The organism is Opitutaceae bacterium (genome assembly GCA_015075305.1).
Taxonomy (GTDB): Bacteria; Verrucomicrobiota; Verrucomicrobiia; order Opitutales; family Opitutaceae; genus UBA6669.
Genome location: JABTUS010000001.1, coordinates 455,719 through 477,820, shown reverse-complemented (window position 1 = coordinate 477,820; position 22,102 = coordinate 455,719). Strand labels below are relative to the sequence as shown.

At 58.8% G+C, this 22,102-nt stretch carries 18 protein-coding genes; 13 read left to right on the top strand and 5 right to left on the bottom strand.

Translation table 11 applies throughout. The features are described from left to right. Nucleotides 1–19: 19 nt before the first annotated feature. Complete coding sequence (gene galE, locus HS122_01905) at nt 20–1,006, bottom strand: UDP-glucose 4-epimerase GalE (protein MBE7537152.1); 987 nt, start codon at nt 1,004–1,006, stop codon at nt 20–22. A gap of 75 nt (nt 1,007–1,081) precedes the next feature. Here galE and HS122_01900 point away from each other — a divergent pair, with 75 nt between their 5' ends. The 5 genes from HS122_01900 (at nt 1,082) to HS122_01880 (ending at nt 8,044) form a co-directional block, all read left to right on the top strand. Further along, nucleotides 1,082–2,320 (top strand): beta-ketoacyl-[acyl-carrier-protein] synthase family protein, encoded by a 1,239-nt coding sequence (locus tag HS122_01900; protein ID MBE7537151.1) that lies wholly within the window; start codon nt 1,082–1,084, stop codon nt 2,318–2,320. Nucleotides 2,321–2,337: 17 nt separating this feature from the next. Beyond that, on the top strand, nt 2,338–2,601 hold the full coding sequence (locus tag HS122_01895; protein ID MBE7537150.1) for an acyl carrier protein: 264 nt from the start codon (nt 2,338–2,340) through the stop codon (nt 2,599–2,601). A gap of 94 nt (nt 2,602–2,695) precedes the next feature. After that, nucleotides 2,696–4,144 carry an NAD(P)/FAD-dependent oxidoreductase gene (locus tag HS122_01890; protein ID MBE7537149.1) on the top strand — a complete coding sequence of 483 codons (1,449 nt, stop codon included), beginning with the start codon at nt 2,696–2,698 and terminating at the stop codon, nt 4,142–4,144. Nucleotides 4,145–4,180: 36 nt separating this feature from the next. After that, a complete protein-coding gene (locus HS122_01885; protein MBE7537148.1) occupies nt 4,181–5,248 on the top strand; it encodes a LacI family DNA-binding transcriptional regulator in 1,068 nt (355 codons plus the stop codon). A 66-nt stretch (nt 5,249–5,314) separates the two neighbouring features. Continuing rightward, a complete protein-coding gene (locus HS122_01880; GenBank protein ID MBE7537147.1) occupies nt 5,315–8,044 on the top strand; it encodes a UxaA family hydrolase in 2,730 nt (909 codons plus the stop codon). A 26-nt stretch (nt 8,045–8,070) separates the two neighbouring features. Here HS122_01880 and HS122_01875 read toward each other — a convergent pair whose 3' ends face one another. Together HS122_01875 and HS122_01870 are read right to left on the bottom strand one after the other, a co-directional pair. After that, nucleotides 8,071–8,325 carry a hypothetical protein gene (locus HS122_01875; GenBank protein MBE7537146.1) on the bottom strand — a complete coding sequence of 85 codons (255 nt, stop codon included), beginning with the start codon at nt 8,323–8,325 and terminating at the stop codon, nt 8,071–8,073. A gap of 150 nt (nt 8,326–8,475) precedes the next feature. Further along, the gene (locus HS122_01870; protein MBE7537145.1) at nt 8,476–11,775 is read right to left on the bottom strand and encodes a TonB-dependent receptor; all 3,300 of its coding nucleotides are present in this window, start codon (nt 11,773–11,775) and stop codon (nt 8,476–8,478) included. Between the two features lie 1,046 nt (nt 11,776–12,821). Between HS122_01870 and HS122_01865 the strand changes: the two genes are divergently transcribed. From HS122_01865 to HS122_01850, 4 genes are read left to right on the top strand one after another with little or no spacing between them, the layout of a single operon-like run. Then, nucleotides 12,822–13,316, top strand: a complete 495-nt coding sequence (locus HS122_01865) for a hypothetical protein (protein MBE7537144.1) — start codon at nt 12,822–12,824, stop codon at nt 13,314–13,316. Continuing rightward, the gene (locus tag HS122_01860) at nt 13,313–13,513 is read left to right on the top strand and encodes a hypothetical protein (protein ID MBE7537143.1); all 201 of its coding nucleotides are present in this window, start codon (nt 13,313–13,315) and stop codon (nt 13,511–13,513) included. Before HS122_01865 ends, HS122_01860 begins: the two co-directional genes overlap by 4 nt. Continuing rightward, nucleotides 13,498–15,906 (top strand): RHS repeat-associated core domain-containing protein, encoded by a 2,409-nt coding sequence (locus HS122_01855; protein MBE7537142.1) that lies wholly within the window; start codon nt 13,498–13,500, stop codon nt 15,904–15,906. The genes HS122_01860 and HS122_01855 overlap by 16 nt, the downstream gene beginning before the upstream one ends. A gap of 38 nt (nt 15,907–15,944) precedes the next feature. Then, nucleotides 15,945–16,172: a hypothetical protein gene (locus HS122_01850; protein MBE7537141.1), complete on the top strand. Its 228-nt coding sequence runs from the start codon at nt 15,945–15,947 to the stop codon at nt 16,170–16,172. A 418-nt stretch (nt 16,173–16,590) separates the two neighbouring features. On the opposite strand, the gene HS122_01845 is transcribed toward HS122_01850, so the two are convergent. Both HS122_01845 and HS122_01840 read right to left on the bottom strand, forming a co-directional pair. After that, on the bottom strand, nt 16,591–17,322 hold the full coding sequence (locus HS122_01845; protein ID MBE7537140.1) for a transposase: 732 nt from the start codon (nt 17,320–17,322) through the stop codon (nt 16,591–16,593). 71 nt (nt 17,323–17,393) lie between these two features. After that, nucleotides 17,394–17,750 carry a hypothetical protein gene (locus tag HS122_01840; protein ID MBE7537139.1) on the bottom strand — a complete coding sequence of 119 codons (357 nt, stop codon included), beginning with the start codon at nt 17,748–17,750 and terminating at the stop codon, nt 17,394–17,396. A 323-nt stretch (nt 17,751–18,073) separates the two neighbouring features. Here HS122_01840 and HS122_01835 point away from each other — a divergent pair, with 323 nt between their 5' ends. The 4 genes from HS122_01835 (at nt 18,074) to HS122_01820 (ending at nt 22,077) form a co-directional block, all read left to right on the top strand. Beyond that, nucleotides 18,074–18,406: a hypothetical protein gene (locus HS122_01835; GenBank protein MBE7537138.1), complete on the top strand. Its 333-nt coding sequence runs from the start codon at nt 18,074–18,076 to the stop codon at nt 18,404–18,406. 213 nt (nt 18,407–18,619) lie between these two features. Then, on the top strand, nt 18,620–19,249 hold the full coding sequence (locus HS122_01830; GenBank protein ID MBE7537137.1) for a hypothetical protein: 630 nt from the start codon (nt 18,620–18,622) through the stop codon (nt 19,247–19,249). 32 nt (nt 19,250–19,281) lie between these two features. After that, entirely contained in the window at nt 19,282–20,658 is a 1,377-nt protein-coding gene (locus tag HS122_01825) for an RHS repeat-associated core domain-containing protein (protein ID MBE7537136.1), read from the top strand. A gap of 726 nt (nt 20,659–21,384) precedes the next feature. Next, nucleotides 21,385–22,077 (top strand): hypothetical protein, encoded by a 693-nt coding sequence (locus HS122_01820; GenBank protein MBE7537135.1) that lies wholly within the window; start codon nt 21,385–21,387, stop codon nt 22,075–22,077. The last annotated feature ends 25 nt before the right edge of the window (nt 22,078–22,102 follow it).

The following is a 22,102-nucleotide window of genomic DNA, read 5'->3' as shown; positions in this document are numbered from 1 at the left end:
GGCAGCGACTGCGTCGATCTCACGCGTAGCCTTCGGGTTTGCGTGAGTGCCAGCGCCAGGCCGATGCGACGATGGAATCGATATCCGGATGCTGGATCTTCCAGCCGAGTTCGCGGACCGCCTTGGAGCTGTCGGCATAAAGCGCGGGCGGATCGCCAGCGCGGCGCGGTGCGATCGTGAACGGCACTTTTCTTCCAGTGGCTCTGCCAACTGCGCGTATCACCTCGTGGACGGAGGTCGGGTTGCCGGTGCCAAGATTGTAGAACAGGGAAGTTCCCGCGTCGCGGAGCCTGTCGAACACCGCGATGTGTGCACGACTCAGGTCATCCACGTGCACATAGTCACGGAGGCAGGTTCCATCCGGAGTGGGGTAGTCGTTGCCGAAGACCTGCAAGGCTCCCCGGCGGCCGGTGGCGGCGTCGATGGCAAGGGGAATCAGGTGTGTTTCAGGGTTGTGGCACTCTCCAATCGAACCGTCTTCGGCGGCCCCCGCGGCGTTGAAATATCGGAATGCGGCGAAACTGAGTCCATGGGCGTGGCAAAGGGCCTTCAGCGCGTTCTCGACATCCAGCTTGGTCTGACCGTAGGGGTTGATCGGTGACTGTGGCGTTGACTCGGTGATGGGCATGGAAGCCGGCACGCCATAGGTGGCGCAGGTGGAGGAGAATACGAATCGCTTCACATTTGCGGCCAGCATCGCCCGAAGCAGGCGGAGTGTTGCGACCACGTTGTTGAAGTAGTACTTGAGAGGGTCCGTCACGGATTCCCCCACGTAGGCAAACGCTGCGAAATGCATGACCACATCAATGCGTTCCTCACGCAGGATGCGACCGACCGCATCTTCGTCGCCGAGATCATGGCAATTGAGTGGCACCGATCCGGGCAATGCCTTCGCGTGTCCGAAGACCAGATTGTCCAGGACCACGGGACGATGCCCCGCGGCAATCAACTGGCGGACACAATGACTGCCAATGTAACCCGCGCCTCCAACGACAAGAACGTTCATGATAAAAGGTGATACGGACCGGAGGCTTGTATTGCGCCCGTGGCCCGGTTGGCTAGCTGTTTATAAAAATCCGAGATGAGTCTTTCGCGCATCGTCATCACAGGGGTGGGGCTGACCGCCCCGAACGGCAACAGTCTTGCAGAGTTTCGAGGCAATCTCCTGGCGGGAGTGGCGCGAATCGCCCGCATCGAGATTCGCTACATGGGACCGCTGCTTGCAGGAGTCTGCAACTATGATCCGCTGAAGCACCAGAAACGGAAGGAAGTCCGCGTGGGCACGCGTGCAGGATCGATCGGAATCTATTGTGCGCGCGAGGCGCTTGCTGACGCGGGACTGAGCGTGGAGGTCATCGCGAAGAACCGAACGGGCGTGTTTGTGGGCATCACCGAGCACGGAAATGTGGAAACCGAGAATGAGATCTATGCGATTTCCAAATTCGGACATGACACGAAGTTCTGGTCCCACTATCACAATCCGCGAACCGTCGCGAACAACCCGGCGGGCGAGATTTCCCTGAACCTTGGAACCACGGGGCCCGCCTACACGATCGGGGCCGCCTGCGCCGCGGGGAATCTTGGATTGATACATGCGACGCAGATGCTGCGCCTGGGCGAGGTGGATTTCGCGATCTGCGGCGGAGTGAGCGAGAGCATACACACGTTTGGCATCTTTGCGGGATTCAAATCACAGAATGCCCTGGCGCATCATCCCGACCCCAATCGTGCGTCGCGTCCATTCGACAAGGCGCGCAACGGCATTGTGATCTCCGAAGGTGGTGCGCTCTACACCTTGGAGCGCCTGGATGACGCTCTCCGGCGGGGAGCCCGCATTTACGGGGAGATCGCAGGATACTGCGTCAACAGCGATGCCAGCGACTATGTGCTCCCGAACCCGGGCCGACAGGCGGAGTGCGTGCGTGAGGCGGTGGCGCGGGCCGGCATGCAGCCGCAGGATATCCACATTATCAATACACATGCCACGGCCACGCCGATGGGCGACATCCAGGAGTGCGAGGCCATCCGCTCGGTTTTTGGCGAAGGCTGTCCGGATACTTCCGTGAACAACACCAAGAGCTACATTGGCCACGCCATGGGTGCCGCGGGCGCCCTCGAGCTGGCCGGCAACCTGCCATCCTTCGAGGATCGCGTGGTTCATCCGACAATCAATGTTGAGGCTCTTGATCCCGCCTGCTCCCTGCCCGGGCTGGTTTTGAATCAACCCAGGGCGGTTGCAAAGGTGGATGCCATTCTTAACAACTCGTTTGGAATGCTGGGGATAAATTCCACGTTGATTGTAAAGCGTTTCGTGCGATAGTTGCACCTTTCACGCCCATGACAAAAGACGAAGTTAAGCAGGTGGTGCTCGATATCATCGCCGACATTGCACCCGATGAAGACCTTTCGAAGATCAAGCCTGACCTTCGTTTGCGCGACCAGATGCAGCTCGATTCAATGGACTTTCTCGACATCGTCATGGAGTTGCGCAAGCGACACGGCATTGAGGTTCCTGAGAAGGACTACCCGCAACTCGCGACGCTGGATGGCTGCGGTGATTATCTCACGCCAAAGTTCAACGAGCTCGCTGCAAAAGGGTAGGGCTCTGATGCTGCGGAGCTTCCTGACGGCCGGGGATTGCCCCGGCCTTTTTCATGGTGATTGATGGCGGCGCGCCCCGAATGCACGTTCTCCCGTGAACAGCAGCACGCATTATGACGTTGTGATCCTGGGGGCTGGCATGTCCGGCCTGGCTGCGGGGATCAGGCTGGCGCACTTCGGCAGGAAGGTGTGCATCTTCGAGAGGCACAATGCCGTCGGCGGGCTCAATGGATTCTACAGCATTGCGGGACGGAAGTTCGACGTGGGACTGCATGCCGTGACAAATTTCGTTCGCGCCGGCGTCAAGGGCACCCCGCTGGGAAAACTGCTGCGGCAGCTCCGGATTGATCGCGAACAGTTCGCCCTCTGCGAGCAGCGGCGGTCCCGCATCGCGTTCGGACCGCGCGGCGAGGTCTCGCTTGGCTTCACAAATGACTTCATGGTGCTGGAGGCGGCAATTGCGGAGCGGTTTCCAGCACAGATCGACGGTTTCCGACGGCTGGTGGCGCTGGTTCGCGCCTATGACGACGTTTCACTCGATGCGCCACCCAGGTCCGCGCGCGCGATGTTGCGCGAACACGTCACTGATCCATTGCTCGAGGACATGCTGCTTTGCCCCCTGATGTACTATGGAAGCTCCCAGTCCGGCGACATGGAGTTCGGACAGTTTGTCATCATGTTCAAGGCGATCTTCCTGGAGGGATTTGCGAGGCCACTGGAAGGCGTGCGCGTGATCCTTCGCGTGCTTCTGGAAAAATACCGGGAAGCGGGCGGGGAGCGCAGGATGAAATGTGGCGTCAGCCGGATCCAGACACGCGGGGACCGCGTGGTGTCCCTGCGGCTGGATTCGGGCGAGGAGGTCACTGCGGATCATGTGATCAGTTCGATTGGCCTGAGTGAAACCCAGGCTCTGGTGGAGACTGAGGCGGGGCCAGCGGGTCATGTTGCTGCTTCGAATCCGCAGGGCCCGCGGTTGTCCTTCGCCGAGACCATCTGCATTCTGGACAGGCAGCCTGCCGAAATGGGTTGGATGGACGACACCATTGTGTTTTTCAACGATTCCGAGCGCCTGACCTACGCACGCCCCAAGGATGCTGTCGATCTGCGCAGCGGGGTCATTTGTTTTCCGAACAACTTCGTGTATCCAGACCACCATTGCCTGCCCGAAGGCATCCTTCGCGTGACATGCCAGGCGAATTTTCATGCCTGGGAGCGCCTTGCGGTGGATGAATACCGGCGGGAAAAGGCGCGATGGTTCGCCACGATGCAGCACAGCGCGATGCGCTTTCTTCCGGAGCCCGGGGCGCGCCTGCTCGAGGACGCCACTGTCACGACCGACATGTTCACGCCCCTGACCGTGCGTCGCTACACAGGGCATGAGGAGGGTGCGATATACGGTGCGCCTCAGAAGGTTCGGTCGGGCAGGACGGCCTATTCGAACCTCTATCTTTGCGGCACTGATCAGGGTTTTCTTGGGATCATTGGCGCCATGATGAGCGGAATCTCCATGGCCAACTACCATGTTCTCGCCAAACCGGGGTGATGCTCTTTTGCTGTCGTGCATGGCCCACACGATGGCATGAAGGAAAGGACTGCGGAAAAACCTCCCGTCACCGTCTGCAGCATCGCGAAGGCGGCTCGTGTTTCGATCGGCGCCGTATCCTCGGTCCTCAACAATCGCCACGAGGAGCGGCGCATTTCAGAAAAGACCGTGTTGAAGGTGAGGGCGGCGGCTGCGAGGCTGGGCTACCTGCCGAACATCGGAGCGCGCAGGCTGAGGACGGGTGCGCAGATGCGGCAGACGATCGTGCTTGCGCTGATCACGAGCCACCAGGCCCCGCTGCTGCTTGTGAACCATTTTGTTGCGGGGCTGCGGGAGGCGGCTGGCAGGGCCGGCGTGCGCGCGAATGTTTCCTACCTGCTGCAGATCGGCATGTTTGAGGCGGGCAAACTTGCGGAGCTTCCCGGGCTGCTGAGCGGGGATCACTTCAATGCCGCCGTCATCACGAACACCACCATGGAGGACGACGCGTTCCTCGCGAACACGAAGCTGCCCTATCCCACTGTGCTTGTGAACCGCGCGATACCCGGGTACGCGAGCGTCATGGAGCGCCCGGGAAGCGGAACCCGGGCTGCGGAAATTTTTGTGCAGGCCGGGCGGAGCCGGCTCGCCGTGCTGCATGGCAGCCCTCTGACTCAGATCACCCGCATGAGGGTGAACGAGTTTCTGGAGGCGTCGCAGCGTCTGACCGGGCGACGTGCCCCTGAAATTGTCGCAAAGGCGCTTTCGGAGGAATCCGCGGCTGCGGCCATGGTGTCCTGCCTGAAGAGGGGCGCGGATTTCGATGCGCTTTACGCGGTGACGGACGGGGAGGCGCTGGGCGCGTATCACGCGTTTGCGCGAACCGGACGAGTGGTTCCCGGGGATGTCGCCGTCATTGGCGTCGGAGACTACGCAATCTCCCGGTTTTTCAATCCCCCCCTGTCCTGCGTCGGAGCGTCGCATCAGGACCTCGCATTGTCTGCGGCGGACCTTCTCATCCGGCGCCTTTGGGCGCCCGGTTCAGGAGAGGAACGGGTCGAACTGGAGTTCGATGAGCACTTGAGGGAATCAACGAACCATGCGAGTGCGCGGGAGCGCTGCTAGGATGAGAGATTGCGGTGCAATCCTTCGCCGGTCCATGGAGTCGAAGATCCCCGCGTCGATCCGCCCATGATGGAGCCGTTCCAATTTCAGTCGCTGGCGCGACTCGCAGCGGAAGGTGACAATGTGGCCATCGCCACGCGGCGCATCGAGGCCGGTGGCGTGATCGACTTTTTTGGGGTTGTGATGACGATTCACCACACGGTCCTTGAGGGTCATCGATTCGCTGTCCGAGCAATTGCACCGGGCGGGAAACTGCTCTCGTGGGGACTGCCCTTCGGCCGGGCAATGCGGGCGATCGCTCCTGGGGACTATGTTTGCAATGACTCGATGATCCGGGCGCTGGCTTCCCGGGAGGTGACAGGGAAGATTCCATCACAGGCGAACTTCCTGGATGAGATAGAACCCTTCGTCCTGGATGAACGATCGTTTTCTCCCGCTCCGCCGCTGGAATTGGCTCCGGAGCGGCGAACCTTCCAGGGCTACCGCCGCGGTGGATCCCGTGGCGTGGGAACGAGGAACTTCATCGTCATCCTTGGCACAACGTCGCGAACAGCCAGTGCGGCGCGTGAGATTGCTGCTCGCCTCCAGCCGCTTGCAGGGGCTCATGCTGGTGTCGACGGCATAGTCGCCGTCTCGCATACCGAGGGAGGCGGGGTGGAAGCGCCGAACAACGTGCTCGAGATTCATCGCGCCCTCTCTGGATTCATGCTGCATCCGAATGTTGGCGCGATCGTCGCGGTCGATTTCGGGGTGGAGCCCGTGAACAATCGCACGCTGAAGCATTTCATGCGCTCGGAGGGCGGCGGGCTGGATCATGTGCCGCACCGGTTCGTTTCGCTTCAGGGCGGAGTGAAAGCCGGCTATGCGGAGGTTGAGGAATGGGTGCGCGGATGCATCGCGCTCGTGGCCTCGGCCCGCCGGACGCGGGAGCCGCTCGCCGGACTGACGATTGGGCTGCAGTGCGGGGGAAGCGACGCGTTCTCCGGCGTTTCGGGAAACCCGCTCGCGGGATCTGTTGTTCATGAAGTGATCCGCAACGGCGGAGCGGGAGTTCTGTGCGAAACGGACGAGTTGGTGGGAGCCGAAAGCTACATGCTGCGGTCGGTGCGCGACATCGATACGGCGCGTTCGCTGTTGAGGACGATTGAACGTTTCAAGGATCGGCTTGCCTGGCATGGAGTCACTGCGGAAGCCAACCCGTCGGCGGGAAACAAGCTCCGGGGGCTGTACAACATTGTCCTGAAGTCCCTCGGTGCCGCCCACAAGAAGGACCCCCGCTCCCGCGTGGAGCATGTCATCGAGTACGGCGAACCCGCACCCGGGCCTGGATTCCATTTCATGAACAGTCCCGGCAACGATCTCGAGGGCATTGCGGGCCAGGTGGCCTCGGGCTGCAACCTGTTCCTCTTCGTGACGGGAAACGGCTCGATCACGAATTTCCCCTTTGTCCCGACGATCAAGCTGACGACGACGACACGCAGGCATGAGCTGCTCATCCATGAGATGGATGTGAATGCCGGGCGCTATCTCGACGGGGAGAGCATGGAGGCGCTGACCGCGGAGACCCTGGATCTTGTGGTGGCGACTGCCTCGGGTGAAAAGACAAAGGGCGAGATTGCGGGGCACTCCCAGGTGTCGATCTGGCGAAACTGGCGTCAGACCGACGCATCGCGGCTGCCGGAGCTGCAATCGAGGCCCGAACCGGCGGGCAGGGCGGTTCTTGGCCGTGACGCGGCGCGGCTTGCGACGGCTCATCGCCCCGTGGAACTGCCTCAAGTCACAGTAAAAGTGTATCCACGCGGGCATGACACCTGGGCGACCGAACGGGTGGGGCTCGTGTTTCCAACAAGTCTCTGCTCGACGCAGGTGGCGCGAATGGCGGCGGAGCGGATGAATGCGGCCGGCCTGGGGCGGCCGCAGGGCATTTCCCGCTTCGTCGCGCCGCAGCATACGGAGGGCTGCGGATACGGAGGCGCCTCCATGCATGAGCGGTTGCTTCGAACGTATCTCGGCTATGCCACCCATCCCAATGTGGCGGCGGCGCTTTTTCTTGAACACGGATGTGAAAAGATTCCAAACGACGTGATGCGCCGCCACCTGGAGTCTGCCGGGATGGAACCAAGTCAATTTGGCTGGGCGAGTGTTCAACTTGACGGCGGCATCGACAGCGCACTGGGAAAGGTTGGGGATTGGTTTGAGCGGCGCCTGAAAATCATGGCGGGGCCGGTGGCGGCGAATGGAGGCATCGGACTGCTCTCGATCGCGGTGCAGTCGGTTGCCGGGCTGGATGAGGCGTGCTATGAAAGCCTGGCTGAATTCGTGCTGGGCGCAGTGGCTGCAGGCGGGACGGTGCTTGTGCCGGAATCGGATCCGCTGCTCATGGCGGCGACGCGCCTGCGAAGGATACTGGGGGCGGGAGTCGCGGCGAGTCTGAGCCATGGGCAGTGCAGCCGGGAACGAGGACTGCACATTGTCGCGACGGAAAGCACGGACTTCTCGGAAAACCTTGCCGGACTCGGAGCATGCGGAGCCAATCTTGCTGTATCCGCCGTTTCAATACACCCAAGAGAGGGGCATCCCCTGGTCCCGGTGCTTCAGTTCGACGGGACCGGGGGGGCAGCGGAAGGCTCCAGGGACTATTCGGATGGCCTGCTTGCGATCGATGTGAAGCACGACCTCGAGTTGATCACGGGCCGCATTGCCGGTGTGATCGCCGGAAACTACACCACGGCCTGCACATCCCTCGGCTTCAGCCATTTCCAGATCACCCGTGGACTGCTGGGTGTTTCAGCCTAGAACGAGATGGGGGGCCGCGGTGAACGCTACCGCCAGATTCGCACGAGACGGGATTGCCGCTCTGGCGGGCGGCTGATGGTGATCGAGTTGAGGAACCCGGTATCGACATAGAAGCTGATCGCCGAGTTGTAATTGGTGATTTTCGTGTGACGGCCGTCGGGGGATGTGTACAGCACCCAATAGTACTCGATTCGCCCCTTGTACGAGATCGCAATCAGGTCGCTTTGTGCATGCGCCTGGCCTCCCAGAAGGAGAAGAATTGCGAGAATCAGATATTTCATGATCGGCTTCCGGGTCGATGTTTCACGGCAACCCCGTTACTGGACATCGGCCCGCGTCTGCGGAAATCAAGCGCGAATTTGAACCCGGATTGCAGCCGGCTTCGTGCATCAGGAACGGAGCCGGCTGTCTGCGGAAAGGAGAAAGGAGGTTCAGAATGTGAACGAATTTGTGACAGACCACTGCATGGGCTGCGGGATGCGCGCCGAGGCGATCTGACCGTTGGGCTGCGCGGTCACGGCAATGAGGTCGTCGTTGCCGAACAAGTCCCGGATATTGATCTGCACGGTCCAGCGGATCCGATCCTTGTGGAGCCTTCGCGAATACTTTGCCCAGAGATCGATGTCCAGTTCGTCACTTCCGAAGTGAGGCTGGGTGATGTCCGACACCCACACACCGAGCTCATTCCTTTTCACACCGTAGCCGACAGCGACCCGATCCTGCCAGCGAGCGCCTCCGCCCACGCTGAAGCCTTTTAGTCCTCGATGCTGAAAGTCGTAGTTGGTGATGACATTGAAGCGCCATTTGCGAAGTTCCTGGGCGGCGGCGTTGTTGGCGGCGAGGGCATTGAGGTACGGGATGTACATGTTGTTGATCGCCAGAATGCCGAGACGCGAGCCGGTCACGCTGTTGAAATACGGGATGTCCTCGAATCCGTTCTGCGCGCGGATGCTTGAAGCGACTATGCCGTCGCCGTCGGTCCAAAGCTTCAGGTTTCGGTCGACGAATTCAGCAAAGTCGGCGCCGTAGCTGGCTCGGTAGGCCTTCTGCCGGGCGGCGTTGAAGGTGATGCGCCAGTAGGGAAGGGGGTTGTAGGTCCCCTCGATTTCCAGCCCCTTCGATTCGGTGGCGGCGATGTTGCCGACATTCGGCGGACGAGTCGCGCTCCAGGTTCCACTCGCGTTCTGAGTGAATGCCCAGGATGAGGCGAGCAGAGGATCGACAGGCCGGAGCCATTCTTCGCGTGTGCGCTGGGTGAACCAGGCGTTGCGTGCCGCCGACTCGGCAGTCGTAAGGGATGGATTGGGGTTGTTGGCTTGAGCCGGGTTCGTCAGACTCGCCCGCAGCGGCAGGTAGCGTGAGTCGGAGGGCGTGAAGCCAAACCAGCGGTTGATCAAGACTTCGGAGGTCTGGGAGCCGCGAAGGCCGTTCATTGCGCGCACCACATCGTTGCCGGGCCAGAAGGTGTTGTAGAATGTGCTGACGTCATTTGACTGAGTGGTCTCGTAGCGCATCACACGCAGGACGAATTTGTTGTCGGCAAAGGAAAGGGTTGCCCCGATGTCGCGGGTTGAGCCTGAGGGAGGGGCGAATGGCCGGCCGTAGACGTCGGCCACGGTGGAGGACGGACGAAAATTCTCCGAGCGATTGTAGGAAACACTGATGTCCGTACCGGCAGGCAGGTGGCGCTTGATGAAATTGGGCGCATGCCCGACGATACTCCAACTCACGGTCTGATCCCTGGCATGGATGGTGGGTGAATCCGGGTAGACCCATGTTGGATCGAATGGATTGACCTGGTCAGTGACGGGGACCTTTTTCGGCACCCCGGCGTCGAAGAGCGAGAAATCATCCTGCCTCCAGCCAACGAGGCCGACCAGCTTGCGATTGAGAAAGTAGCTTTGCCAGATGGCCGACCAGCTTCTGGTCTTGTTGAACGCGCGCGAAGCCTGGGAGTAGAGCTTGTCGAGATTGGACTCAGCATCGAGCACGCTGACTGGGGCCTGCACCCAAGCGTCTTTGCGATTGTCGAAGAGGAGCGCCGTGCCCGTGGCGGCCGGATTGTGCAACGCGGTGAGATTCTGGATGTTTGCTCCGACCGGGGAGGAGAGGCTGGCGATCGAGTTGCCGAGATAGTGGATGGCGACGTAGCCGGGATAGGACTGTGCTGCCGGATTGTCTGCGTAGATGTTCTGATCGAGGGTGTAGGCGAAACCCTGGTGGGTGCGGGAAAGGCGGGTGCTCTCCTGGTCGCTGTAGACACCTGTGAAAACGTGACGTCCCAGGTGTCGCAGCAGGCCGGCTTTTCGGGTCAGGTCAATTGTGGCGTAAGTGGTGGCGCGGAAGGCCTCGCGATCTGAATCGACCATGTAGTTCCCGATCGAATCGGAGGCGAAATAGGGTCGACCGAAGTTTGGGTTCGGAGATCCGTCGACCAATTTGTTCTGCATGTCTACATGGATGGTGGCGGCATCGAAGCCTATCAGGCTGCGGTTGCGTCGGGAGTGTTCCTGGCGGTCGTAGGCGAGTTCCAGTCCGATTGCGTCGTTGATGAACGTTTGGCGGATTGTAGCGTTCAATGCGTTGAAGTCGGCAGTCTCACGCTTGTTTGGTCCGTCGAGGAGCTTGTCGTAGAAATTGAAGACACTGGGATCCCGCAGCTCCTGGTATTTCCAGAGTCCCGCATAGGCCTGGCCCTCCGGCGCGAACTGCTGATTGAGAAAGAATCGTGGATTGTTGCCGAGTGCGGTATACGAGCCGACGGCAAACCACTGGGTGTAGGGGGTACCGCCGCGACTCATCATGAATGGCGGTACGCCGCTGCCACCCTGTGTCGCTGAGGCGGGGTCCGTGAAGACAGCAGCGACCTGACCGAACCAGCGTCCAGCCGAACCGAGGTGGGCGGCGAGCAACGGACTGTTTGTGACGGTGGTTGGAGCCGTTGGATCGAGGGCGACCTTGTCGAGAACAGAGTACCAGACGGACAGGCCGTCCTGAGGTGGATTCAGCCGGGGGCGGTTCGCCTTGATTCTACCATCTTCATAGCTGACTTGAACCTGGGTGGATCCACTTCTTGTCAGATGGGGTTCCCAGCGCAGGGATGCGAACAGGCGGCGATCGTCCTCGAACGCTGGTTTCTGACGATACTGCTCCTCGTCATTCAGACCGATGACCCGCACGGCGAGTCTGTCCCTGACAATTGTCTGGTTGACATCGAGCACCTCGCGATGGGCGCCGTACCGGCTGACCCTTTCGGCGAAAGTGATGTCGTTTCTCCGGAGGTTGGCGACCTTGAGTTGGTTGTTGATGATGCCAGCGGGGCTTCCCAGTCCGAAGAGTATGGCGTTGGCACCCCGGGAGATGTCGACGCGCTCCGTGTTGTAGGAATCCATGCCGATATCGGTTGAGAAAAAATCGCGGGTCAGGTCGGCGCCACTCAACCCCCGCACACGTGTCGCCTGATTTGGGCTGACCAGGCCGTCCTCAGCATTGGAAAAGCCGTTCCCGGTGCTCATTCCGGAAAAGTTTCCGCCCATTCCGGCGGCCTCGGTGCCGATTGTGTACACCAGAAGGTCTTTCGCATTCGTCGACGCGGTGTCTGCGAGGAACTGCGCATTGACCACAGAGATCGCGGCACCCACATCACGCAGCTCCGTTCGCAGGCGTGTGCCGGCAAGCGTTGAGGTTGACTGATAGCCGCGATCGGCATCCGCCGCCACGACAAATGGCATCAGCTTGATGACAGTTTCTTCGGTATCGCTTTGAGCACTGACAAGCGGCGGAGGCTGCGTGGAGGCAGTGGTAGGAGGGCCAACGGCGGGGTCGATCGATTGCGCCTGAAGACAGGCTGTTAGGGCAAACAAGCAGGCGGCCATTCGGGTAGCGCTTGTATTGGCCGGGAGAATTGACACATTTGTTGTCGATTCGGAGTGGCGGGTCATGAAGGTGAGGTTGACGTGGTTTAGCGTGAGTTCGTATACACGGCGACTCATCCAATAGAAATGACACCGTGACAGACGGAGTATTGGCAGCCCATGAAATGCTCTCATGGAATCGAGGGCATCGCACTTTTCGCCAGCGGTCGCCAGACTCCCGGCGCGAATCATAGTGTCAACTGGGTTTCTTTATTTCTCTGATTCAAGTATTTACAGCTAAGTACCTAGGATGCATCTGCGATGAATTTTCATTCATCAATTTTGACCGCCTTATCGACTTCCGGGTGTCAAGGTCTTAGCTTGGCGAGATGAAAACTGACTGCTAGGATTGTATACAAGTAAGTTGTTTCGATGTCCGCAAGAAGCCGTGGATTGAGTTGCTCCGGGTTTGCAAAAGGGAAGCGTAAGAGAGACTGGCTTCGGGAAATTGTTGGGCTCGAGACCGCGGTTGCGCCCTGCAGCACATTCGGCCGCCCCTGCAACGACAAGCTGGATGGCGATTGTCCGATAGGCAGCAATCTCGCCGACTGAACGAGTGGCGTGAGGCACGAATAGAGCTTCACCAAAAAAACTTTCACCGAAGTTTCCGCAGCTCACGCAATTGGGGCGGTGAGAGAAAAATTTCATTGCGGCCCCTGATAAGTGCGGGCTCATCTCGCAGCGCACCGAGGCTCTGATCTTCCCCCCTGATCATCGCGTTCACAGAGGCTTGGTACCGCACCCCATGTTCGCCCCCCACACACACAAGCTGCCGTGCCGTAGGCGGTTACCGCGACAATCGTAGAGGATCGTTTCATCTCGTTGCGTGCTCGCCGGCGTGCAGGCGATTTGTCCAAGGAGTTTTGCTGGCGATTCTGCTGCTGGCGGTGCTGCCCAGCGAGGGACGCCTGAGCGGGCAAACGGCCGCGCGCGAGCAGGCACCGCCGTCGGATCCCAATGCATTCCTGAAGCTGAGCCTGCCGAAGGCTCATGCAACGGCGTTTTTCAAGGCGTGGACGCAAGCCAGCGCCGATCTTGAGAACGGCCGCCTGGACGAAGCGCGAAAGGGTTTTGGGGCCGTCCTTTCCCTCTTGGGCGAGTTGGAGTCGATTCCCGCTCGCCGGGAGCAGGCCATTCTCATCAAGGCCCGGGTGCATGCGTTGATACTCGGCGACCGCACAGCTGCGCGGCGCGAACTGGCACGCGTGCTCGTAGCGAATCCGATTTCCGCGGAGGCGCTCGCACTTGAATCCCGGCTGAACGCGCAGGAACGAAAGCCGGATCGCGGACCGGAGAAGGCGGCTCCGCCGAGCAAACTCACACCGCGACTTGGCCGCGGAAAGGAGGCGGCGCCATGATCGATCCCGCCGATCTGGCCGCAAGCCGCATCACCGAGGTTTACCAGTACAATGCTGCGGGGTGCCGCATCGCCACCACCGATGCGAAGAATCAGACGCGGCGCGTCGAGTATGACCTCCATGGCCGGGTTGTGAGGGAATGGGGATCGGCATCGTACCCGGTCGAACGCAGCTACAGTTCGTGCGGAAGATCGTAGGAACTGCGCAGCTACCGAGAGCACAGGCTGGAGCAGGCGCCACCTGGCCCGCGGCGACAACCGGCGCGTATGACCGGACGACATGGACCTATGGATCGGCGACAGGGTTGCTTCTGGCGAAGACCGATGCAAACTCCATGAGCGTGACGTATGCGTATGACGCCGCCGGACGCATGAGCTCGCGCGCCTGGGCGCGCGGGGTGGTGACGAACTATGGCTACGACCCGGCCACCGGACAGCTCCTGTCGACAACCTATTCGGACGGTACGCCGGCAGTCACCTACACCTACGACCGACGCGCGCGCATCGCCACGGTGATTGATGGCGTGGGCAGCCGAACGCTGAGTTACACGGCGTACGATCAGCTCTCCAACGAGGCGCTGACGCTGACGGGATTCGGCACTGGGTCTATCGCATACACCAATGATGTTTATGGCCGGCGGACGCAGAGTTCGCCGATGATGCAACGCACCGGCTCAACTGCTTTTGGCCAAGGGGTGAACTACGCCTATGCAGCGGGAACCGGGCTCCTGTCCTCGGTCAGCGGACCAGCGACATTCACCTACACGTACCTCGCAAATTCAGGGCTGCCAGCTTCGATCAATGACAATTCCAGTCAATCAAAGGTACTCACCTGGGCGGCGCACCGCGATGATCTCGTGTCGTATGACAATCGGTACAGTGGCGGGAGTTTCAGCGCGCACCGCTTCGAGTACACCCGCGATGAGATTTCGCGCATCGTGATCGAAACGCAGTACAAGGAGGACAGTCTCTTTTCCGGCATTCCCTTCTCCTACAATCCACGATCGGAACTGACATCCGGACCGGGAAGCGTCGTGAGTTATGACGAACAAGGCAACCGCGTGACGGGAAATGGAGCCGCCTATCAGGCCAATGCGCTCAACCAGTACACGGCGGTCGGCGGCAGCGCGTGGACCCACGATGCCGACGGCAATCTCCTCAGCAATGGCACGCAGACCAATGTCTACGATGCGGAGAATCGCCTCGTTCATGTGACAAAGGGTTCGATGGTTCACAGCTTTGCCTACGACTATCGTCACCGGCTTGTGAAGTACACTGGCTATTGGCAGCCGTGGGGCGGCTATGGTTACAGCACGGCAGGCACCTCATGGCGTCTGTACGATGGCGACCGTGTCACCTTGCGGTACGACACCGTGGGAGCCTACACGCAGACCGCGCAATACCTCTGGGGCAGGGACCTGGCCGGACGGCATGCGAGCGGCGACGGAACCGGAGGATTGCTGGTCGTTTGGTCAAATGGAATCGGCTACCTGCCGCACTATGACGGACGCGGAAACATCTGGGGCTTCAGCGGCGGCTACAGCCGAAGCCTGAGCGCCTTTGGCGAGGTGGCATTTTATCCCAGTGGCCTTCCTGCCAACATGCCGATTGGCCTCCTCACCTACGCCCACGGAACCAAGGAATACTTTTCGGACCTTGGGTTACACAACTATGGCCGACGAATCTACGACCCGAAAAGCGGCCGCTTCATCGGCCGGGATCCGATCCAGGAAAACGGCGGTTTGAATTTGTATGCATTCGTGAGAAACAACCCGGCGAACTGGTGGGACTATCTGGGGATGGGCGCATTGAACTGTAGCTACTATGAGGGGCAGCAAGACTGCGAGGACGAAGAGGTCATCACATTGGAACCATTTGGGGTTGATGCCGAATCCTACAAGGAGGAGGAAGACCCCAATTTTGACCCCTTCAGCTTTCCCGACCTGGACATCAGGGATGAGCTTGATGATTTTTCGGAGGAGGGAGAGCCAGGACCGGGGGCTGAGACCAATTCAGAGAACGCAAAGTTGAAAAAGGAGTGCGACGGACTGGCAAAGATCATCGGTACCTTTCAAGGCGAAGCGCAGAAGGCGTTGAACCGATTTAACAGTCAGCTCGCATACTCACGGCGCCTAGCTAACAGCTTTAAGAACGACAATTTGGCGTTCTTGAAGGACGGAACCGGCTTCATCGGCGATATGGGGGGCGATCTTGCATTTAACTGGGGTGCTGGAAAGCTGCTGCCAGACGAGATCGGTCAGATTGCGGGAGAGTTAAAAGACAGTGTGAGCGAAAGTAGCGACGGGAAAGCTTGGTTGACGTTGGGGCATCTCACGCTCGCGACCTACTTCACGATCAACTATTTTAGGCCGACAATCTATCGCTCGCCGAACTTCGGCAGCATCGCGAAATATGGCGGTGGCTCGTTGCTTGTTGGAACAATTGCGATCAAAGCCTACGAGCATTTTGGAGCCACGGCCTACAACGAGTGGCAGCAGGCTGAAATCATGGAGCAGACAAATCAGGCCACATCGCAATTGATGGGGGACTACCTCCATCAAGACGGCTTGGTCAAGCAATTCCAGCACTAGTGGAAAGACAAGGGCTGCGACAAACTTTAGGATAAACCATGAGATGGATCTATTTTGGTCTCGCAGTCTTTGCCACCATTTTCGTCGTTCTCGTTGCATTGCTCGCTGAACCCAAAGACAAGCCGCAAATGCTTCGTGTATGTATTACTGGCGCGGCGGTCAACTACGTGATCTTCTTCGTGATGGGTTGGGCGAAGAAGAAAGGCGAACGCTGGATAAATATCCGTAGCACAAAAGCGAAAAGTGGACTTACCTCGGACAAATAGAAGCTGAGTCATTGCGGGCGGGACCCATTCTACATGTGATTGCCTCGGTTTAGTGGACAGTCAGCTGGGTATGATCCGGAGTGATAGGTGACAGATTGTCCATGGTGATGGGTTACATTCTTGCCATCAAGAATGCATGTTTTCGGACATGCTCTAGACGGACAGCATGGCGAGACTGACAATCGGAGGCTTTCAAAAAGGGCGTATCGGGTTTTCATGGGTAAAACGTCCACAGCCGACCTTTCTTCGCATCGCCTCCGATGCTGGCCGGCTGTGGTGTTGCGCGCTACACAAAGGTCCAATTTCAGGCATCATAAAAGTGTAACCCATCACCCTGGACTGTTTGTCACCTATCACCGGATCAAACCCTGCGTAGCCGGACGTTCAGCCAAAGGGGTCAAACCTGAATGGCGCTAAGTTAAGCCCCGAGGGGGAGCGATCCAGTGATGGTTGCGAGAAGGGAAGCATTATTTGAGGGCACGAGAGCAGATACGCGGAAGATGTGACGAGGTTTGGTGAGGAACTGGTAGTTTTTCGGTCGGCGCTTTTTTGCCCGTGGTTCGGAGCGACCGGGGCGGAAGGGGACGAGATCGGAGATGATGCGATCAATCAGTTCCTGCTTCAAATGACGCAGGAGTCGCCTGCGTGTCGCAAGTGGTGCCCAGCTCATGAGAAGATCGAGGGTGCCCTTGAAACTGAGGCGCGCCACGGGAATCTGGCCGGTCAATGCGCCCTTGAGCATGAGTGCGCGGATCAGATTGTAGGCGATGGCGTGCATCCAAAGCTCCCGCTCGACTGTGGCGGGGGAAAGCCCGCGAAGAACATCCAGTCCGAGATTGGTCTTGATCTGGCGGTAGTGCAATTCGATGTGCCAGCGCTGCATGTACAATGCCGCGATGGCGTGATCGAAACGCGCAGAGCGATCCAACAGAGAGGTGGCGATTGTCATGGTTTGTGTGCGGTATCCGCGACAGAGGTGCTGAAGCGGACAAGGCGCACGGTGATCTGACCGGGCATGCGCTGGAGGCGCTCGAGGAAACTCCTTGGATTTCGGTCCGCGCTTGAAGGTTTCGCACCAGCTGCCGCAGCCGTTGCGAATGGTCTTGCGAGAACCATGAAGGCGGATGACGAAGTCGACCCTTCTGCGCAGCTCGGAAGAAACTCATAGCCGCAGTAGAGGCGGTCGGCGGAGGACATTCCCGGGCTTGAGATGGTGGGTGATCATTCTGGCCAGCGTGAGCTCCGCCGGGTCTTCCATGTTGCGTAGGCGAAAGTGATCAGGTGACCGCTGTGAAGGCAGAACAACCCGACAAACTTTCCGAGAGGAAAGCCGCAGCCTTTCTTCTGGCATCCGGGATAGTCAAACTGGCGGGCGTTTTCGGCTGAATCAGGCATCGAGAAACAGGACCCGTCCATGATGCGCACGGTGCGTCCGAGCCAGTCGCCGGGAGTGCGGGGAGTGAACCATCGGTTGACTGATGCGAACAGCGACTGAAGCCATGAGAGATCAAGGGACTGGCGAGCCTGGCAGTAGGCGCTGGTGTTGTCCGAAGGCCGGGCGGCGCCTCGCGCCACCATGGCGGCCTGAAGGCGAATCAAAGCGGGCCGGCATGAATCACCGCGCCTGAGCACACGGGCGAGAAGGCCCAGAAGATGTCCACTTCCAGACTGACGCCTGCGGCTGCCGGGCCTTTTTCAGAGGAAACAAGCAGACCTGGGAAAAGGATCCGAACAGAGCGGACAGGCCGCCGGTCACCGGCTGAACTGGCGGCCTGCCGGAACAGGGAGCCCAAGGGGCGCAGAGCGCCCGCAGGGAGGGGAAATAGGGAGTCGTTTGCATATGGCCGTATATAGACAGTCCTGTGTTGACTTTGTTCCCCTCGATCGCCAACAATTCCTCGATGCCCTCGATTGACAGACTGGAACAACGCTACGCCCAGCTTCGGGCCGAACTCGCAAGCCTGGGTCCGCTCAGCCAAGGTTCAGTTTACCGACGCCCCCCGGGCCGGCCTGGAAATCGTTTCACCTGGTCAACAAAAGTGAACGCAAAGACAGTCAGCCTCGCATTGTCAGAGGAACAGGCCGACTGGTTTGATCAAGCCATTGCCGAACACCGCCGTCTCAAAAAAATCCTCGTGGAAATGTACAGGCTATCCCGTCAAATCATGCGCGCTCGCTTCCCGGATCCAGTCCGCCGCAAACCTCTCAACAAAAAAGTTTTACGCCTTATCTAAGCGCCATTCGGGTCAAACCTCACTTTTCGCATTATTTAATCCCAAGTAGTCATTCTCATGGTCACTCCTAACGATTCTGGTATTTGAGATAGCCATGAATGCTCCAAGACGGGGGGCTCCGGCCACGCGCACTTTGGTGAAGCCTCAAACCGCCAATTTGCCTACAATGGCCGCGGCGAACTGACCGCGGGCATCGGCTACCTTGGCACGAATGTGACCAGCCAGGTCGCGTCGCTGCCGGGTCGCCGCAATGAATACGCCTACGATTCCATCGGCAACCGGCAGTGGTCCAACAGCACCGGCGTCAGCGGGCTGCGTGACGACTATACTGCCAATGCGCTCAACCAGTACGTGGCACGCGAGAACAACACGCTCTCGCTCTCCGGCACCGCGACGAGCGATGCAGTGGTGGCAGTCAAGGGACGCACCGTGACGGCGGGGAGGCAGGGGCGGTTCTGGAGCGACGAGGTGACCGTCTCAAACGTCCTCGGTCCGTGGGCGGGTCCGCTTTCGGTGTACGCCACGAAGCCTGTGGCCGGGAGCAATGTGATGCGCATCGACTCGCGGGCGGCGCAGTTGCCCGCGGTGGCGCAGAGCTTCAGTTACGACCTCGATGGCAACACGCTCTCGGATGGTATCTGGGACTACCAGTGGGACGCCGAGAACCGCCTTGTCCGCCTGGAAACAACGGTAGCCGCCAGAAGCGCCGGGATTGCGCATCGCATCCTCAATTTCACGTACGACTATCTCGGACGCCGCGTCCAGAAGCAGGTGATGGACGGCGTCACCTCGACGGAACTGTCCTGTCCTCCCAACGCTTCATCTACAACGGCTGGGATGTGATCGCGGAATATCCCGTGTCGGCGGGCACAACTTTGGACAAGCTCCAGCGCACCTACGCGTGGGGCATTGACCTTGCGTCATCGCTGACAAAGGCTGGCGGCGTGGGCGCCCTGCTGCAATTTGCGAACACGCCAACCGGCCAGACCTACCTGCCGACCTACGACGGCAACGGCAACGTGGCGTCCCTCGTCAACCTCGGCACCGGAGCCCTCGCGGCCGGCTACGAATACACCCCCTTCGGTGAAATGCTGCGCGACGAGGTGCTGGACAATGCCGTCAGCACCTGTGGGTTTAAGTTCTCGACCAAGTGGCGGGATGCGGAGACCGGCTGGTCGTACTATCGGCGACGGTACTATGATGCCAGGATGGGGCGGTTTATTGGGAGGGATCCGGTTGGGGAACAAGGAGGGACCAACCTGTACGGATTTGTTGGAAATAATAGCGTCAACCTATTCGACTATCTAGGGATGGACTACTGGGACGAAAATGGTTCTCTTGTTGACGAAATCGCCTCTCATTGGTCAGAGGGAGATCCCGGCTTTTTTGACGAGAATGGCGTAGCTTGGAGGCAAATAAGAGCATCTTCTGTTTCATTGTATAGTACGAGATATACGTATAGCGATGGAAGTGGGAGAACTCTCAATTATATAGAAACCATTGAGAATGACGAAGGTTACGTTAATGATTTCAGAGAATCAGGCTTGGCTTCTAACCCATACGCACCTCAATCATATGTAATTCAGAATGGAAAAATCCTAGCCGCGGTTGATTCATTTACTGCAACTAGCATTCAGCTAGCCAATCATCAAAAGGATATGGTTTTCGCGAATTTATCAAATAGCCCAGCCGACACACGGTTCCCAAGAATCAGTGTGATTATAGGTACACTCCAATCCTATTCAGGACCGAACGAAGGCGCGTTTTATATACCAGTTCCGATTGATGCTTCAGACAGCGCAGGCATGTTGGATTTCTGGGAAAACAAGACGTCAGAGGAGATTGCGGCTGCCTACGGTGCCGTGTGGGACAGCCTACATAAACAACGCCCCGACAATTGGGCTGCCATCGTTGCTGGATTCGCCGAAATCAGCGATGAGTTGAAGCTTGGCGCCGTAATAGGCGAGGCAGTTGGAATCGGAGCTCCAGCAGCTGCGTTCGGGCCAGGCGCCATTGGTGTTGGGATTGAAATTGGAGTTCAGGGAATCGCAGTTGGACGAACCGCGGCGAGTCTAGTGCAATTTAGATTGGGCATACAACTTGCCCAAGTATCATCTGGCGCCCTGAGCGAGGGTACACTTATAGTAGAAGGTCTTACTATTGAAGAAGCCGCGCTGGCAGCTAAAGCGGCTGAAGTTGCCGCTTGGGCAGCTAAGATTGGCACCGCATCGAGTGGGGGCAGATGGCCCTAATTGAATTGTAAAATGATTCGATTTGAACAGGATCGCAGGTTAAGTAGAGCTACATTGATTCTAGAAGGCAGACGCCTGACTATTTCAATGGAAGCCTTGGGGCTTCAGTCAGTCAGGACTATAAACATAGCTACACTTAATCCAAATTGTGAACAAATACGACGTCCGCGTGCGAATCTACTGATTGTGCCCATCGTTTTCACTGCAATAATGTGTTTTTTGACATACTTGGCCTTTCAGCAAAATGCAATAGCCAAGAGTATTGCAGTTGCGCCGATTGTGGGACTAATATCTTCTATCTGGTATGTTCTTATTGGATGCGTCCCGATTGAATCAACAATCTTTCGAGATTACAATGGGAACCATGTCATAGAGATATTTTGTCCTAAGGGGCGTAGATTTGATTATAAAAATATTGTAAAATATATAGTCAATGAATGCGAGATGAATGCGAGAATTTCCGCGGGATCGACCCCACGGCTGTCTGGTTAGAACCCATTGATTTTCCGTTCAGCCAAAGGGGTCAAACCTCACTTTTCGCATTATTTAATCCCAAGTAGTCATTCTCATGTGGTCACTCCTAACGATTCTGGTATTTGAGATAGCCATGAATGCTCCAAGACGGGGGGCTCCGGCCACGCGCACTTTGGTGAAGCCTCAAACCGCCAATTTGCCTACAATGGCCGCGGCGAACTGACCGCGGGCATCGGCTACCTTGGCACGAATGTGACCAGCCAGGTCGCGCCGCTGCCGGGTCGCCGCCATGAATACGCCTACGATTCCATCGGCAACCGGCAGTGGTCCAACAGCACCGGCGTGAGCGGACTGCGCGACGACTACACGGCCAATGCGCTCAACCAGTACGTGGCACGCGAGAACAACACGCTCTCCCTCTCAGGCACGGCGACCACCGATGCCGTGGTGGCGGTCAAGGGCCGCACGGTGACGGCCGGGCGGCAGGGGCGGTTCTGGAGCGACGAGGTGACGGTTTCGAACGTGCTCGGTCCGTGGGCGGGGCCGCTGTCGGTCTACGCCACGAAGTCCGCGGGCGGGAGCAATGTGATGCGCATCGACTCGCGGGCGGCGCAGTTGCCCGCGGTGGCGCAGAGCTTCAGTTACGACCTCGATGGCAACACGCTCTCGGATGGTATCTGGGACTACCAGTGGGACGCCGAGAACCGCCTTGTCCGTTTGGAAACAGCCGTCGCCGCCAGAAGCGCCGGTTTTGCGCATCGCATCCTCAATTTCACGTACGACTACCTCGGACGCCGCGTCCAGAAACAGGTGATGGACGGCGTCACCTCGACGGAACTGTCCTCCCAACGCTTCATCTACAACGGCTGGGATGTGATCGCGGAATATTCCGTGGCGGCGGGCGACGCTGGACAAGCTCCAGCGCACGTATGCGTGGGGCATTGACCTTGCGTCATCGCTGACAAAGGCT